This window comes from Kitasatospora sp. NPDC049258 (assembly GCF_040678895.1).
GTDB lineage: Bacteria > Actinomycetota > Actinomycetes > Streptomycetales > Streptomycetaceae > Kitasatospora.
The window spans coordinates 133,474-149,197 of the sequence record NZ_JBFAQT010000007.1 but is presented as its reverse complement, the minus strand read 5'-3'; the positions used below and the strand labels follow the sequence as shown (position 1 = coordinate 149,197).

12 protein-coding genes are annotated in these 15,724 nt (G+C 75.3%); 9 read left to right on the top strand and 3 right to left on the bottom strand.

Annotated elements, in window-relative coordinates:
* Positions 1–61: 61 nt before the first annotated feature.
* Positions 62–1,699, bottom strand: a complete 1,638-nt coding sequence (locus AB0K43_RS09070) for an ABC-F family ATP-binding cassette domain-containing protein (protein ID WP_363637410.1) — start codon at positions 1,697–1,699, stop codon at positions 62–64.
* A gap of 391 nt (positions 1,700–2,090) precedes the next feature.
* Here AB0K43_RS09070 and AB0K43_RS09065 point away from each other — a divergent pair, with 391 nt between their 5' ends.
* The 4 genes from AB0K43_RS09065 (at position 2,091) to AB0K43_RS09050 (ending at position 5,945) form a co-directional block, all read left to right on the top strand.
* Complete coding sequence (locus tag AB0K43_RS09065; protein WP_363637408.1) at positions 2,091–3,701, top strand: ATP-binding cassette domain-containing protein; 1,611 nt, start codon at positions 2,091–2,093, stop codon at positions 3,699–3,701.
* 157 nt (positions 3,702–3,858) lie between these two features.
* Positions 3,859–4,266, top strand: a complete 408-nt coding sequence (locus AB0K43_RS09060) for a hypothetical protein (protein ID WP_363637406.1) — start codon at positions 3,859–3,861, stop codon at positions 4,264–4,266.
* Between the two features lie 103 nt (positions 4,267–4,369).
* A complete protein-coding gene (locus AB0K43_RS09055) occupies positions 4,370–5,443 on the top strand; it encodes a substrate-binding domain-containing protein (protein WP_363637404.1) in 1,074 nt (357 codons plus the stop codon).
* A 46-nt stretch (positions 5,444–5,489) separates the two neighbouring features.
* A complete protein-coding gene (locus tag AB0K43_RS09050) occupies positions 5,490–5,945 on the top strand; it encodes an N-acetyltransferase (protein ID WP_363637402.1) in 456 nt (151 codons plus the stop codon).
* 53 nt (positions 5,946–5,998) lie between these two features.
* On the opposite strand, the gene AB0K43_RS09045 is transcribed toward AB0K43_RS09050, so the two are convergent.
* Both AB0K43_RS09045 and AB0K43_RS09040 read right to left on the bottom strand, forming a co-directional pair.
* Complete coding sequence (locus AB0K43_RS09045) at positions 5,999–7,702, bottom strand: penicillin-binding transpeptidase domain-containing protein (protein ID WP_363637400.1); 1,704 nt, start codon at positions 7,700–7,702, stop codon at positions 5,999–6,001.
* 70 nt (positions 7,703–7,772) lie between these two features.
* Positions 7,773–9,809: a DUF2264 domain-containing protein gene (locus AB0K43_RS09040; RefSeq protein WP_363637398.1), complete on the bottom strand. Its 2,037-nt coding sequence runs from the start codon at positions 9,807–9,809 to the stop codon at positions 7,773–7,775.
* A 294-nt stretch (positions 9,810–10,103) separates the two neighbouring features.
* On the opposite strand from AB0K43_RS09040, the gene AB0K43_RS09035 reads away from it, so the two are divergent.
* From AB0K43_RS09035 to aroA, 5 genes are all read left to right on the top strand, one after another.
* On the top strand, positions 10,104–11,450 hold the full coding sequence (locus AB0K43_RS09035; RefSeq protein WP_363637396.1) for a sugar ABC transporter substrate-binding protein: 1,347 nt from the start codon (positions 10,104–10,106) through the stop codon (positions 11,448–11,450).
* Positions 11,450–12,421, top strand: coding sequence for a sugar ABC transporter permease (locus AB0K43_RS09030; protein WP_363637394.1), 972 nt, complete (start codon positions 11,450–11,452; stop codon positions 12,419–12,421). The genes AB0K43_RS09035 and AB0K43_RS09030 overlap by 1 nt, the downstream gene beginning before the upstream one ends.
* Positions 12,418–13,317 (top strand): carbohydrate ABC transporter permease, encoded by a 900-nt coding sequence (locus AB0K43_RS09025; protein WP_363637392.1) that lies wholly within the window; start codon positions 12,418–12,420, stop codon positions 13,315–13,317. Before AB0K43_RS09030 ends, AB0K43_RS09025 begins: the two co-directional genes overlap by 4 nt.
* A 68-nt stretch (positions 13,318–13,385) precedes the next feature.
* A complete protein-coding gene (locus AB0K43_RS09020) occupies positions 13,386–14,366 on the top strand; it encodes a hydroxyacid dehydrogenase (protein WP_363637534.1) in 981 nt (326 codons plus the stop codon).
* A gap of 107 nt (positions 14,367–14,473) precedes the next feature.
* Complete coding sequence (aroA, locus tag AB0K43_RS09015; RefSeq protein WP_363637390.1) at positions 14,474–15,706, top strand: 3-phosphoshikimate 1-carboxyvinyltransferase; 1,233 nt, start codon at positions 14,474–14,476, stop codon at positions 15,704–15,706.
* The last annotated feature ends 18 nt before the right edge of the window (positions 15,707–15,724 follow it).

The following is a 15,724-nucleotide window of genomic DNA, read 5'->3' as shown; positions in this document are numbered from 1 at the left end:
CCGCTCCGACGTCCGGTCGCGCCCGGTCGGATCAGGCCCGGTCCAGTCGCGCCCGCTCCGATCAGACCTCGTGGACCAGACCGCCTTCGACCGTGAGCCGCCGGTTGACCGTCACCGTCTCCAGCATCCGCCGGTCGTGGGTGACCAGCAGCAGGGTGCCGTTGTACGAGGCGAGCGCCGACTCCAGCTGCTCGATCGCGGGCAGGTCGAGGTGGTTGGTCGGCTCGTCCAGCACCAGCAGGTTGACCCCGCGCCCCTGGAGCAGGGCGAGCGCGGCCCTGGTCCGCTCGCCGGGGGAGAGGGTGGCGGCCGGCCGCAGCACGTGCGCGGCCTTCAGCCCGAACTTGGCCAGCAGGGTGCGGACCTCCTCCGGCGCGGTGTCCGGCACGGCCGCGGCGAACGCCTCCAGCAGCGGCTCGCCGCCCAGGAACAGCCCGCGCGCCTGGTCCACCTCGCCGACCACCACGCCCGAGCCCAGCACGGCGTGGCCGGCGTCCAGCTCGAGCCGGCCGAGCAGCGCGGCCAGCAGGGTCGACTTGCCGGCGCCGTTCGCCCCGGTGATCGCGACCCGGTCGGCCCAGTCGATCTGCAGATCCACCGGGCCGAGCGCGAACTCCCCGCGCCGCACCGTCGCACCCCGCAGGGTGGCCACCACGGAGCCGGAGCGCGGCGCGGTGGCGATCTCCATCCGCAGCTCCCACTCCTTGCGCGGCTCGTCGACCACGTCCAGCCGCTCGATCATGCGCTGGGTCTGCCGGGCCTTGGCGGCCTGCTTCTCGGTCGACTCCTGCCGGTGGGCCCGCCCGATCTTGTCGTTGTCCGGGCCCTTGCGGCGCGCGTTGCGCACGCCGTTCTCCATCCAGCCGCGCTGCATCCGGCCGCGGGCCTCCAGCGAGGCCTTGGTGTCGGCGTAGTCCTCGTACTCCTCGCGCGCGTGCCGGCGGGCGATGTCCCGCTCCTCCAGGTACGCGTCGTAGCCACCGCCGTACACGTTGACCTGCTGCTGGTGCAGGTCCAGCTCGACCACCCGGGTCACCGTGCGGGCCAGGAACTCTCGGTCGTGGCTGATCAGCACGGTGCCGGCGCGCAGGCCCTTGACGAAGGACTCCAGCCGCTCCAGGCCGTCCAGGTCCAGGTCGTTGGTCGGCTCGTCGAGCAGGAACACGTCGTAGCGGGAGAGCAGCAGCGAGGCCAGGCCCGCACGGGCCGCCTGGCCGCCGGAGAGCGCGGTCATCGGCAGGTCGAGGCCGACCTTGAGGCCCAGCGTCCCGGCCACCTCCTCGGCCCGCTCGTCCAGGTCCGCGCCGCCGAGCTCCAGCCAGCGGTCCAGGCTCTCCGCGTACGCGTCGTCTGCGCCCGGGCGGCCCTCCACCAGGCCCTCGGTGGCTTCGTCCAGCGCGGCCTGGGCGGCGGCCACCCCGGTGCGGCGGGCCAGGAAGTCGCGGACCGACTCGCCCTCGCGGCGCTCCGGCTCCTGCGGCAGGTGGCCGACGTTGGCGCTCGCCGGGCTGAGCCGCAGCGAGCCCGCCTCGGGGGTGTCCAGGCCGGCCAGCAGCCGCAGCAGGGTGGACTTGCCGGCACCGTTGACCCCGACCAGACCGATCACCTCGCCCGGCGCGACGACGAGGTCGAGCCCGGAGAACAGGGTGCGGTCGCCGTGGCTGGCGCTGAGATCCTTGACGACGAGAGTGGCACTCATGATGTCCCGATCCTAGTCGCCGCCGCGGGCCGCCCCGGCCCCGAGCCCGCCCCGGCGCCCGCCCCGTGCCCGCCCCGCGCGCGGCCGGGGAGCGGTCGCGGCCGTTAATCCCGTTGCGACCCCCGCCGCCGCGCGCCTAGCGTGGCCGGTGTCCGGGTGCGGTTCGCATCCCGGCTTCCACCGCGTACGTCTGGAGAAGGCCCTTGCTCGTCTGAGGTCACGAGACACCGCCCCGCCCGCCTGACGACCCGGCGTGCGGCGTGAGCGTGCGACCTCGGCGACGAGCCCGGCCCCCGATCCGCGGGCCGCTTCCGGCTGTACCCGCCCTGCCGCACCCGCGGTGTCTCCCGTGTTGCTCCGACCACCCACGGCAACCACGCAGGAGGCCTGCATGTCGCACCAACCCGTCACCTCCGTCCTCTGCTCCGACCTCGGCTTCGAGTGGCCGGACGGCACCCCCGTGCTGGACGGCTTCCACCTCGCGATCCCGCCCGGCCGCACCGGGCTGATCGGCCTCAACGGGGCCGGCAAGTCCACCCTGCTCCGGCTGATCGCCGGCGAGCTCACCCCCACCGCCGGCACCGTCCGGATCGCCGGCGAGCTCGGCTACCTGCCGCAGGACGCGGGCACCGACACCACCCGCCGGGTGGATGAGGCGCTCGGCATCCGGGCCACCCGCGAGGCCCTGCACGCCATCGAGTCCGGCGACACCGACGAGCGGCACTTCGGCACCGTCGGCGACGACTGGGACGTGGAGGAGCGCGCCCGGGCCACCCTGGACCGGCTCGGCCTGCACCTGGACCTCGACCGCACCGTCGGCGAACTCTCCGGTGGCCAGGCGGTACTGCTGCGCCTGGCCGCGCTGCTGCTGGCCCGACCCGACGTGCTGCTGCTGGACGAGCCCACCAACAACCTGGACCGGGCCGCCCGGGCCAGGCTGTACGAGGCGGTGGCCGGCTGGCAGGGCGTCATGGTGATCGTCAGCCACGACCGCGAGCTGCTCCGCCAGGTGGACCGGATCGCCGACCTGCGGGACGGCGAAGTCACCTGGTACGGCGGCAACGTCGACGACTACCAGGCCGCGCTGAGCGCCGCGCAGGAGACCGCCGAGCGGATGGTGCGCAACGCCGAGGCCGACGTCCGCCGCCAGCAGCGGGACCTGGTCGAGGCCCGCACCCGGCTGGAGCGCAGCGCCGCCTACGGCAAGAAGCTCTCGGCCACCCGGAACGACCCGAAGATCATGGCCGGCAAGTTCAAGCGGCAGGGCGAGGAGACCGCCGGGCGGCTGAAGGGCATGCACGCCGAGCGCCTCGGCGCGGCCAGGGAACGGCTGCAGGCCGCCGAGGAGGCGGTCCGGGACGACGCCGAGATCCGGATCGACCTGCCGCACACCACCGTCCCCGCCGGGCGCACCGTGCTCACCCTGGACCGGGTCCGCCTGGCCCACGGTGCCCGGGTCCAGCTGGAGCTGCGCGGGCCGGAGCGGATCGCCCTGGTCGGCGGCAACGGCTCCGGCAAGTCCACCCTGCTGCGCACCGTCGCGGGCGAACTCGCCCCGCTGGAGGGCGAGATCGACAGGCCGGTACCGCTGCGCCACCTGCCGCAGCGGCTCGACCTGCTGGACGACGCACTCTCCGTGGTGGGCAACGTCCGGGCGTTCGCCCCCCGGGCGGACGAGAACACGGTGCGGGCCCGGCTGGCCCGGTTCCTGTTCCGGGGCGCCCGGGCCGACCGGCTCGCGGGCGGCCTGTCCGGCGGCGAGCGGTTCCGGGCGACGCTGGCGGCGCTGCTGCTGGCCGAGCCGCCGCCGCAGCTGCTGCTGCTCGACGAGCCGACCAACAACCTGGACCTGGCCAGCGTCCGCCAGCTCACCCAGGCCCTGTCCGGCTACCGGGGCGCGCTGATCGTGGCCAGCCACGACGTGCCGTTCCTCCGGGGGATCGGCATCACCCGGTGGCTGGAGCTCGCCGACGGCACCGGCCGCTGGGTCGACCCGCTCTGAGCGCGGCGCCCTCGACTCGCTGGCCTGCCGTCAGATCCCCTACGGTGAACAGCTGTCGACGACGGAGCGGGCGACCTCGGGCGTCGGGCAGACTGTAGGCCTTGCTCCGAGCGCCCGGCCCTGTGGCCGGGCGCCGGGGCCGATCCGAGGGGGTTCCGTGCGGGATGTGCCGATCAGCGGCGTGCTGGGCCGGTTGCTGTGGCCGGGCGCGCACTGGCACACCAAGCGCACCCGCCGGAGCTTCGAGGCCGGGCGCCCGGTGGTCTTCGCCGGCGCGGTGCTGGGCGACCGGCCCTACTGCGCGCCCTGGGCCGGTCTCCTGCACGCCCGCGCGGGCGAGCTGCGCACCTGCCCCGACCGTGCCGGCGCCCCGGCCGAGCCGCACCCGCTCCCGCTGGAGCGGTTGGAACTCGTGCTGGTCCGGGCCCGGTTGAGGTCGGACCCGCAGGCCATCGCCGGCCACTGGCGGGTGGCCGAGTGCCGGGACGGCCGGGCCAGGGTGCTGGTCGCGGCCGCGCCGGGGCATCTGGAGATCGTGCTGGGCCTGCTGCGGGCTCAGCAGTAGCGTCCGCGAGATCTTTGGATCGAACTTCGATCGAATGATACAAACTGATCAGACATCCTCCGCGGCGACCCGGCCGGCGGAGTCGGGAGCATGAGGGGGCGCCGTGACCATCTCGGCCCAGGAACGCCAGGCCCGCATCCTCGAGGTCGTCCGCGACCTCGGCACGGTCCGGGTGGCCGACCTCGCCACCCGGCTGGGCATCCCCGCCGTGACCGTGCGCCGCGATGTCGCGACCCTGGCCGAGGCCGGCCGGCTGCACCGCTCGCACGGCTCCGTCGCGCTCCCCGACACCGCCGGCGGCCACCCCAGGTCCCAGGGGCGCGACCGGGTGATCGGCATGCTGGTGCCCACCGTCGGCTCCTACTTCGACGAGGTGATCGCCGGCGCCCGCTCGGCCGCCGCCACCGCCGGCGCCCGGCTGGTGCTCGGCATCGCGCCGTACGAGGCGCGCGACGACCGGGCGCAGGTCGAGCGGCTGCTGGAGTCGGCGGTGGACGGCCTGCTGCTCACCCCCAACTGGCACCCCGGCCACCGGGCCGAGGAGCACGCCTGGCTGGACGACCTCCCGGTGCCGGCGGTCCTGGTCGAGCGCCGGGCGGCCCCCGCCGGCCCCGGCGCCGAGCTCGACGCGGTGGCCTCCGACCACCGGCACGGCGTCCTGCTGGCGCTGCGCCACCTGGCCGGGCTCGGGCACCGCTCGGTGCTGCTCGCCGCCCGGGGCGACACCTGGACGGCGCACCAGGTCCGCACCGGCTACACCGAGGCCGTCCGGCTGCTCGGCCTGGAGGCGCAGCCGGTGGTCGACATGCAGCGCCCCGGCGCGCCGCTGGCCGCGCCCGACCCCGAGTGGGTCGCCGACCGGATCGCCGACGCGGTCGAATCCGGGGTGCGCGCGGTGCTGGTCCACAACGACCAGGACGCCATCCAGCTGCCCCCGCTGCTGCGGGTGCGCGGCCTGCGGGTGCCCGAGGACGCGGCGCTGATCAGCTACGACGACGTGTTCGCCGCCCTGGCCGCCCCGCCGCTCACCGCGGTCGCCCCGCCCAAGCACGCGGTCGGCGCGGCCGCCCTGGACCTGCTGCTGCGCCGGCTCTCGGCGGGCACCGCCCTCCCCGCGCACCACATCGAGCTGCTGCCGAGCCTGAAGGTCCGCACCTCCTGCGGCGGCACCGGCTGACGGAAATGCCGACCGGTCGGGAAGCCCGGCCGCGTACGCTCGGCCCATGCCGAACCCCGCCTTCGTGCCCGAGGACTTCGCACCGCCGCGCCGACTGGACGCCGAGCTGTTCCGGCTGGAGCCGCTCGGGCCCCGGCACAACGACGCCGACCACGCCGCCTGGACCACCAGCATCGAGCACATCCGGGCCACCCCCGGCTTCGCCGGGCGCGGTTGGCCGCCCGAGGCCGGGATGTCGCTTGCCGACAACCTGCGGGACCTGGCACGGCACGCGGCGGACTTCGAGCAGCGGACCGGCTTCACCTACAGCGTGCTCGACGGCCCGACCGAGGCGGACGTGGTGGGCTGCCTCTACATCTACCCGGCCGCCGACGACCCGGCGGCCGCGCAGGTCCGCTCCTGGGTACGGGCCGACCGCGCGGAGCTGGACGCGCCGCTGCACCGCGCGGTGGCCGACTGGCTGGCCGCCGCCTGGCCGTTCCGGCGGGTCGACTACCGCTGACGCCCGGTCACCGCGCCGTAGGCCCGGTCACCGACCCGCGCCTTCGACCTGCCTCACCGCACCGCCCGCAGCACCTGGGCGACGGCCTGCCCGGCGGCCTGCGCCCCGTGGCCGCCGCCCTCGATCTCGGCGGCCACCGCGACGTTGTCGCGGTAGGCGATGAACCAGCTGTTGGCCGCCGGAGCGCCGTCCACCTCGGCGGTGCCGGTCTTGGCGCCGACCCGGCCGTCGAGGCCGGCCATCGCGGTCCTGGCGGTGCCCTCGGCGGCGGTCCTGGCCATCATGGCGCGCAGGGCGACGGCCACCTGGGCGGGCAACCGCCGGGCGGCCGTGGCCGGTCGCCCGCCGGGCACCAGCACCGGCTGGTGGAAGGAGCCGCTCTGCACGGTCGCCGCGACCGACGCCATGGTCAGCGCGTTGACCCGGATCGCGCCCTGGCCGATGTACTCGGCGGCCCGCTCGTCGGAGTCCTTGGGTACCGGGATCTTCGCGTCGAAGCTCTCGATCCCGGTGTGCCAGACCAGCCCCACGCCGAACTGCTCGGCGGCGACCTCGGCCAGCGTGCCCGGGGCCAGCCTCGCCAGGCCCTGGCCGATGAAGGCGGTGTTGCAGGACTGCGCGAAGTCGTCGGCGAAGGTGTAGCCGGGGTGGTCGCCGCTCTCGTCGTTGTGCCACGGCTTGGGCGAGTTGGTGGTCGAGGGGCAGGGCACCGGGGTGTCGGGGGTGAGCCCGGCCTCCAGCAGCGCCGCCGCCGTGATCACCTTCATGGTGGAGCCGGGCGCGACGCCCCCGAGGAAGGCCCGGTCGAACTGGTCCGCGGGGGAGTTGGCGACGGCCAGGATGCCGCCGGTGCTCGCGTCGATCGCGACCAGCGACCCGGGCCGGCCGCCGGCCGCGTCGCGCAGCGCCGTCTCGGCCGCCCGCTGGAGGTCGGTGTCCAGGGTCAGTTGCGTCCCGGGGGCAAGGGTGGGCGCGGTGACGGTGAACAGCGGCTCGGCGTCGGCCGGCCCGGAGCCGTGCGAGATCACCACGGCCCGGCCGTCGCTGCCCGCCTCCCCGGGCGCGGGAGCGAGGCCGGCCAGCACCTGCCGCAGCGAGGGGAAGCCGTCCAGCGGCTTGCCGTTGCGGTCGGTCGGCCGTCCGGCCGGTGCGGGCAGGGGTTGCATCGCGATCGACTCGCCGGGGCCGAGGTGCGGGTGGATGATGCCCGGCGACCAGTGCACGAGCGCCTGGCCCTGCCCCTGGCCCGAACGCACCACGGCCAGCGCCCCGTCGTACTCCCACACGCTGCCCGCGTCCGTGAATCCGACCGTGGCCCGGAACCCGACGCCGGCCTGCCCGGCCGCGGGGGCCGGCACCGGTCCGCCCGGTGCGAACGCCACGGACCGCACCCGCACCTGGTCGCGGAAGGCCGCCAGCGCCGCGGTCGCCGCCTCCGGGCGGTCGGTGAGCGCGCCCGCCGCCGGCAGGTCGCCGGCGGCCCACCGGGCGAGGAACTCCCGTGCGGTGGAAGCGGCTTGGGCGTCCGTCGGCGCCTGGGGCACGGAGGCCGTCGACTGCGCCGGGTGGCGGTTCGGGTCGCTGCCCCGGGCACCGCCGGTGACCGCGCTGACCAGGTTGTAGGCGCCGTAGCCGCCGACCGTCAGCATCGCGGCGCAGAGCAGGGCGACCGCGGCGACCACGGCCCGACGGCTTCCCACGGCGCGGCCGGCGCCGGCCGGCTCGCCCGGCTCGTCCGCATCCAAGCTCTCCCCCATGGGGCCAACCTACTTGCTCCGGTGCGGATCGGGGACACACACCGTCGGTTCGGCCCGGGGCGGGGCCGGTTCAGCCGAGGTCCGGCTCCCGGCGCACCGCGCGCGGCAGGCCCGCCCCCGGCCCGGTCGGCCCGGGCATCGGGGCGGCGGCCGGGTGCCACGGCGCCTCGTCCGCCACGGTGACCGAGACGGCGCCCTCCCGCAGCAGGGCCCGGTGCCCGGTGCCGTCCGGCCAGGTGGCCCGGACCAGGAAGCCGTCCTCGGCGGGCTCCACCCGGACCGCCAGCGCGGTGAACGGCGGTGGCGGCGGGACCAGCCCGGTCAGTCGCACCGCGCAGGCGAACAGGGTCGGGCCGTCCCCGACGGCGCCGGTGAGCACCGGCACGGCCGCCCGCGGGCCGAAGGCGGTGCCGCCCGGCGGCCGTTCGACCGCGACCTCGGTGAAGCCGTGCTCCGCCCGGAGCTCGGTGGCCAGTGCCTGGTCCGCCCGGGCCCAGGCGAGCGGTGCGGCGGTGCCGGAGCTGACCTGGGCGCCGGCCACCGGCCAGCCGCCGTGCCGGACCACCGTCCCGGCCGGGGCGCCGCCGACCAGGTGGGCCCGGACCTCCTCGGCGCCGTGCGCCAGGGTGACCGAGGTGACCGTGGCGCCGGGCAGTTCGGCGCCGGCGGCCCGGGGCCGGTGGGCGGAGGCGGCCCACCCGTCGCCGGTGCCCAGCGGCGTGATCCGGCCGCGCTCGGTCGCCGCGCCGCCGACCAGCAGCGCGAGGTGGTTGTCCGGCCCGGTGGCGGTCGGGCCGGTGGCGGTGGAGTGGGCGAGCTGGGCGTAGAGCGGGTCGTCGGGCCGGACCGCGTCGGCCGGCTGGTCGTCGCTGCCGTGGTTGTGCAGCCGGACCAGGCCGTCGGCGGCGGTGGACTGGATCAGCCAGCCGGGCCCGGGGACGGCCCGTACGGCATCGGCGGTCTCGGCCGGGCCGGGCTGTTCGACGTCGGTCCAGACCGGGTGCCCGGCGGGCAGCAGCAGGCCGAGGAAGCCGCTGGCCGCCCAGTACGGGGAGGCGGGGCCGGAGTACGGCTGGACCATCGGCGGGTACGGGCCGTGCCAGCCGAGGCCGAGCAGCCCGTCCGCTCCGAGCGCGCCCCGGTCGAGGAAGTACCGCAGCGCGCCGGAGGCCAGGCGGCGGGTGGTGCCGGGGGTGAGCGGGGTGCGGCCGGTCAGCGCGCCGGCCCAGAGCGGGGCCGCGGCGGCGAACCGGTAGCTCAGCGAGCGGCCCTGGTGGACCGGCGCCCCGTCGGCGCCGAACAACCGCGCCTGGTCGACGAGATGGGCGGCCAGCCGGTCGCCGTAGCGGGCCAGCAGCGCGTCGTCGCCGGCCAGGTGGGCGTGCAGCACGGGGTAGAGGTGCAGGGCCCAGCCGTTGTAGTGGTCGAAGGCCCGGGGGCGGCCGTCGGTGTACCAGCCGTCGCCGAGGTACCAGCGGTCGATCGCGGCCAGCCCGCGGTCGACGGCGGCGCGGGCCGCCTCGGTCTCCAGGCCGGCCTCGGCGAGGAAGCCGCCGACGGCGACCGGGAAGAGCCACCAGTTGTTGTCGTTGGGCGTGCGGTGCAGCGCGTCGGCGAGCCAGCCGCCGACCCGCTCGCGCACCGGGTCGGCGAGCCTGTCCCAGAGCCAGGGGCGGGTGAGCCGCAGGGCGTTGGCGATCGAGGCGGCCTCGACCATGGCCTGGCCCCGGTCGGTGATCAGCGGCCAGGCCTCGCCGTCGCCGCCGGCGAGGTCCCGTTCGCCGGTGGGGGAGCGGGTGCCGGCCCGCAGCCCGTCGGCGTAGCGCTCCAGCAGCCCGCCCGGGTCGGCGCCGTCGGCGCCCGCGACCCGTAGCGCCGCGAGCAGGAAGGTGCGGGCGAAGCCCTCCAGCCCGTCCGAGCGCGGCCCGGACCAGCTGGGGCGCGCGCCGGGCAGGCTGATCAGCGCCCGCCCGGGGCTGCGGTACGGGTCGACGGCGGCCAGCAGCCGGTCGGCCGCCGCCTCCCAGTGCGCCCTGGTCCAGCCGGTGTACGGACTCAGTGCGCGGTCTTCCGGGGGAAGTCGGAGGGAGTGGGGGTGCTGGGGCACGGTCGGCATCCTTCCGCGGGCGGTTCCGAGGGCCGAATCTAGGGAGCCCCCGATCATCCGTCAAGGGTTGGTCGATCGAATGATCGACCTGATCGGCGGAAGATGGGGAAAGTTCCCGCTGTGGAGCCGGTCGGCGCGCCCTTCGATTGATCAGGTCGGATCATTCGATCCAAATCTCTTGACTCCGATCCGAGGTGGTCGCAGGATAGCGGTCAACCTCGCCCGACCAGGACATCCCGGGCTTGAGGGATCCGATCCGTCCGGCGTTTGCGAATCCCCACCTGGAGCCGTGCCATGCCCTCGACCGCCCTCCACCGCCGCAGAGCCCTCCGCCTCGCCGCCGCCAGCGCGGCGGCCGCGCTCGGCGTCACCCTGCTCACCGCCTGCGGCAGCGACGGCGGCCAGAGGCCGGCCGACCGCGCCTCGGACGGCCGTCCGGTCACCCTCACCTTCTGGGGCTGGGCCAAGGGCACCAAGGACGTGGTCGCCGCCTTCAACGCCGCCCACCCGGACATCCAGGTCACCTTCGAGGAGATCCCCTCCGGCAACGCCGGCGGCTACGCCAAGATCTCCAACGCGGTGAAGGCCGGCAACGCCCCCGACGTCTTCAACATCGAGTACCCGCAGCTGCCCGATTTCGTCAGCCAGGGCGCCGTGCAGGACATCAGCAAGCTCGTCCCCGCCGACCTCAAGGCGAGGTACCTGCCGCAGTCGATCCAGCTCACCACCCTCGGCGGTGCCACCTGGGCGCTGCCCCTGGACGCCGCGCCGCAGGCCTTCTACTACCGCAAGGACCTCTTCGACCGGGCGGGCATCACCCCGCCGAAGACCTGGGAGGAGTTCCGCACCGCCGCCGGGAAGCTCAAGCAGGCCGACCCCGCCACCCGGATCGCCACCTTCTTCCCCGACGATCCGACCACCTTCGAGGCGATGTCCTGGCAGGCCGGCGCGCACTGGTTCGGCACCGTCGGCGACAGCTGGAAGGTGGATCTCAACGGCGCCGACAGCAAGCGCGCCGCCGACTACTGGCAGCAGCTGATCGACCAGGACCTGGTCCGGGTCAACACCTCCTTCAGCCAGCAGTGGACCGCCTCCCTGCAGAAGGGCGAGACCGCCGGGTACCTGGGCGCCTCCTGGGGCGGCGGCGTGCTGAAGAGCACCCTGCCCGAGGCCGCCGGCACGTGGGCGGTCGCCCCGATGCCGACCTGGGACGGCACCCCCGCCAGCGGCATGCTCGGCGGCACCACCTTCGCGGTCTCCAAGGACAGCAAGAAGGCCAAGGCCGCGGTGGAGTTCGCCCGCTGGGCCACCACCACCCCCGAGGGCATCCAGGCCCGGATCGCCTCCGGCACCTCCTCCGTCTACCCGGCGGCCCCCGAGCTCGTCCCGGTGGCCAGGGCCGCCTTCACGACCGACTTCTACGGCGGCCAGGACGTCTACGCGGTCTACGCCGACGCCGCGAAGTCCATCAGGCCCGACTGGACCTGGGGCCCCGTCATGGGCGCCACCAACAACGCGCTCAAGGACTCCTTCGGCAAGCTCGCCGCCCAGGGCGGCGGCTCCGTCCCGCAGAGCCTGGACGCCGCCCAGCAGGCCACCCTCGCCGAACTGAAGAACCGCGGCCTCAAGGTGACCGGCTGATGGCCGACGCCGTCCGCCCCCGCCCGGACGCGCCGGCCGGCCGGGCGGCCACCGCCCCGCGGCGGCGCCGGCGCGGCGCCCACCGGGCCCCGGCCGTCCTGCTGGCACCGTTCCTGCTGCTGTTCACCGCCTGCACGCTCGTCCCGATCGGCTACGCCGTCCGGCTCAGCCTGTTCACCGAGCACCGCTCGGGCCTCGGCTTCGGTGGCGCCACCCAGGTCTTCACCGGCCTCGGCAACTACACCCGGGCACTCGGTGACCAGGCCTTCCGGGCGGGCTTCCTGACCACCGCCGAGTACTGCCTGCTCCACATCCCGCTGATGGTCGGCCTGTCGCTGCTGCTGGCCCTGCTGCTGGACTCCGGACTGGCCCGGGCCGGGCGGTTCTTCCAGCTCGCCCTGTTCCTGCCGCACGCGGTGCCCGGCATCATCGCCGCGCTCATCTGGATGTACCTGTACACGCCGGGCATCAGCCCGGTGGTCGACACGCTGAACTCCGTCGCCGTGCGGCCCGACCTGCTCGGCCACCCGCTGCCCGCCGTGGTCAACATCGCGCTCTGGGAGTGGACCGGCTACAATATGGTGATCTTCTACGCCGCGCTGCAGGCCGTCCCGCGCGAGGTGCTGGAGGCCGCCGTGGTGGACGGCGCCGGCGCCCTGCGAACCGCCTGGAGCGTCAAGATCCCGCTGGTCCGGGCCTCGATCGCGATGGTCGGCCTGTTCACCGTGATCGGCTCGCTCCAGCTGTTCACCGAGCCGATGATCCTGCACGGTGTCGCCCCCGGCGTGATCTCCACCTTGACACCCACCATGTACGCCTACACCGCCGCCTTCGAGCGCGGCGACTACGGCCTCGCCGCGGCCGCCTCCATCCTGCTCGCCGGCACCGCCGCCGCGCTCTCCTACGCCGTCACCCGGGCCGCCCGGGCCGGCCGCACCAGGAGTGCCCGCCGATCGGAGGCCCCCGTATGACCCTGCTCGCCCCACCGCGCCGCGCCGCCCGCCCAACCCCGGCCGCGCCGCCCGCCCGGCGCCCCCGCACGCTGTCGCGCACCGCCGTCAACGGCGCCCTGCTGCTGGCCACCGCCTACACCCTGCTCCCGCTCGGCTGGCTGCTCACCGCCGCCGCCAAGAACACCGGCGACCTGCTCGGCGGCGCCACCCTCACCCCGTCCCGCTGGCACCTCGGCGCCAACCTGCACGACCTGGCCACCACCGGCGACGGCATCTACTTCCGCTGGTACCTCAACTCCCTGCTGTACGCCGGGATCGGCGCCCTGCTGTGCGCCCTGGTCTGCGTCTGCGCCGGCTACGCCTTCCACGTGTACGACTTCCCCGGCAAGGAGAAGCTGTTCGGCCTGGTGCTGGTCGGGGTGCTCGTCCCGGGCACCGCACTCGCCCTGCCGATGTACCTGCTCGCCTCGCAGCTCGGCATCGTCAACACCTTCTGGTCGGTCTTCCTGCCCTCCCTGGTCAACCCCTTCGGGGTCTACCTGGCCCGGGTGTTCTGCGCCGGCTACCTGCCCGGCGAGGTGCTGGAGGCCGCCCGGATGGACGGGGCCGGCGAGCTGCGGACCTTCTGGTCGATCGGTCTGAGGATGGTGATGCCGGGCTTCGTGACGGTGTTCCTGTTCCAGTTCACCGCGATCTGGAACAACTTCTTCCTGCCGCTGGTGATGCTCTCCGACAACCGGCTCTTCCCGGTCAGCCTCGGCCTCTACGCCTGGAACGCCCAGACCCACGCCTTCCCCGAGTACTACCCGCTGGTCGTCACCGGGTCGCTGCTCGCCGTCGTGCCGCTGGTGGCGGCCTTCGTCGTGCTGCAGCGCCACTGGAAGGCCGGACTGACCGCAGGGAGCGTCAAGTGACCACCGCCCGCCCGCTGGAAGCCGATCCGGAGCCCCTCGTGACCCGCCGCCCGCGCGTCCTGCTCGCCATGGAGCCGGGCCTCGCCGCCCGCCTGCTGGACCCCGAAACCCTGGCCCGCCTCACCGCCCTGGCCGACCTCGACCCGGACCTGGTGGTCGACGACTTCGGCGCCCCCGCCGCGGCCGCCGCGCTCGCCCGCGCCGAGGTGATCCTCAGCTGCTGGGGCTGCCCGCCGCTGGACGAGGCCGTGCTGGCCACCGCACCCCGGCTGCGCGCAGTCGTGCACGCCGCCGGCTCGGTCAAGCACCACATCACCGAGGCCTGCTGGCAGCGCGGCATCCAGGTCACCTCGGCCGCCTGGGCCAACGCCCTGCCGGTCGCCGAGTACACCGTCGCCGCGGTGCTCGCCGCCAACAAGCAGCTGCTGCGGCTCAGCGCCGACTACCGCCGCCGGCGCGCCCCGTACGACTGGCAGGCCGCCTACCGGCAGGTCGGCAACTACCGGCGCACGGTCGGGATCGTCGGCGCCTCCAGGATCGGCCGCCGGGTGCTCGAACTGCTGCGCCCGCACGACCTGGAACTGCTGCTGCACGACCCGTACGTGGACCGGGCCGAGGCCACCCGGCTCGGCGCCCGGGCCGTCCCGCTGGACGAACTGTGCGCCGCCGCCGACGTGGTGAGCGTGCACGCGCCCGAACTCCCGGCCACCCGGCACCTGTTGGACCGCCGCCGGCTCGGCCTGATGCGCGACGGGGCGACCCTGGTCAACACCTCGCGCGGCTCGCTGGTCGACCAGGACGCGCTGACCGCCGAGCTGGTCGCCGGGCGGCTCGACGCGGTGCTGGACGTGACCGTCCCCGAGGTGCTGCCCGCCGACTCCCCGCTGTACGAGCTGGAGAACGTGCTGCTCACCCCGCACATCGCCGGCTCGCTCGGCGGGGAACTGCACCGGATGGCCGCCGCCGCGGTCGACGAGCTGGCCCGGTACGCGGCGGGGCTCCCGTTCGCCCACCCGGTGCTCGCCCAGGAGGTCCGGCACAGCGCCTGACCGCGTCCAGCAGGTGACACTCTCGGGCACGGGGGCGGGACCGACGGGCAGGATGGGGGCGATCATCAGCAGGGCGAACCCCGCGGCCCGAGACCCCTGGAGAGAGCGTGACCACCGTCGAGATCCCCGGTTCCAAGTCGGTGACGGCCCGGGCCCTGTTCCTGGCCGCCGCGGCCGAGGGCACCACCACCCTGCTCCGGCCGCTGGCCTCCGACGACACCGAGGGGTTCGCGCAGGGGCTGGCCGAGCTCGGCTACACGGTCGACCGGGGGGACGGCGTCTGGCGGATCGAGGGCCGCCCGCAGGGCCCCGCCCGCGATGCCGAGGTCTACTGCCGGGACGGCGCCACCACCGCGCGCTTCCTGCCGACCCTGGCCGCGGCCGGGCACGGCGACTTCCGCTTCGACGCCTCCGCGCAGATGCGCCGCCGCCCGCTCGCCCCGCTCACCGAGGCGCTGCGCGCCCTCGGCGTCGAGCTGCGGCACGAGGAGCGGGAGGGCCACCACCCGCTGCGGATCGCCGCCCGGGGGGTGCGCGGCGGCGAGGTCACGCTGGACGCAGGGCTGTCCTCGCAGTACCTGACCGCGCTGCTGCTGCTCGGCCCGCTGACCGGGGAGGGCTTGCGGATCACCGTCACCGACCTGGTGTCCGCCCCGTACGTCGAGATCACCCTGGCGATGATGCGCAGCTTCGGCGTGCGGGTGGAGCGGGAGGGCGATGTCTTCTCGGTGCCGCCGGGCGGCTACCGGGCCACCGAGTACCCGATCGAGCCGGACGCCTCGACCGCCAGCTACTTCTTCGCGGCCGCGGCGCTCACCGGCCGCGAGGTCACCGTCCCCGGCCTCGGCGCCGGGGCGCTCCAGGGCGACCTGCGGTTCGTCGAGGTGCTGGAGCGGATGGGCGCCCGGGTCGAGCTGGGCGCCGACCGGGTCACCGTGGCCGGCGCGCCCGGCGGGCGGCTGGCCGGTCTGACGGTCGCCATGCGCGACATCTCCGACACCATGCCGACGCTGGCGGCGATCGCCCCGTTCGCGGACGGCCCGGTGCGGATCGAGGACGTCTACAACACCCGCGTCAAGGAGTGCGACCGGCTGGAGGCCTGCGCGCAGAACCTCCGTCGGCTCGGCATCGACGTGGCCACCGGCCGTGACTGGATCGAGATCCGCCCGGGCACCCCGAAGGCCGCGGAGATCGAGACCCACGGCGACCACCGGATCGTGATGTCCTTCGCGGTCACCGGGCTGCGCACGCCGGGCATCACCTTCGACGACCCGGGCTGCGTCCGCAAGACCTTCCCCGACTTCCACACCGCCTTCGCGGCCTGGACGGCCCTCGGCTGACCGGTCGCCCCGCAGGTC